Origin of the sequence: Microseira wollei NIES-4236 (assembly GCF_020521235.1) — a bacterium.
GTDB lineage: Bacteria > Cyanobacteriota > Cyanobacteriia > Cyanobacteriales > Aerosakkonemataceae > Microseira > Microseira wollei.
On the sequence record NZ_BLAY01000875.1, the window covers coordinates 1 to 202 of the forward strand.

The following is a 202-nucleotide window of genomic DNA, read 5'->3' on the forward strand; positions in this document are numbered from 1 at the left end:
AGAAATCATTTGCATCTTCATAAATTTGGAGAGCCTTTTGGTAAAAAGCGATCGCCTGATCAAACCGCCGTTGCTCTTGGGCTACCATTCCTAGATGGTGATAGTCGCTAGCAGCACTGTAGAAATCATTTGCATCTTCATAAATTTGGAGAGCCTTTTGGTAAAAAGCGATCGCCTGATCAAACCGCCGTTGCTCTTGGGC

The 202-nt window shown here is 44.6% G+C and carries 1 protein-coding gene; it reads right to left on the reverse strand.

Annotated features, from left to right (window positions below; translation table 11 throughout):
* A partial coding sequence (locus MiSe_RS50680) for a tetratricopeptide repeat protein (protein ID WP_226595191.1) occupies positions 1-202 on the reverse strand: 202 nt, incomplete at both ends.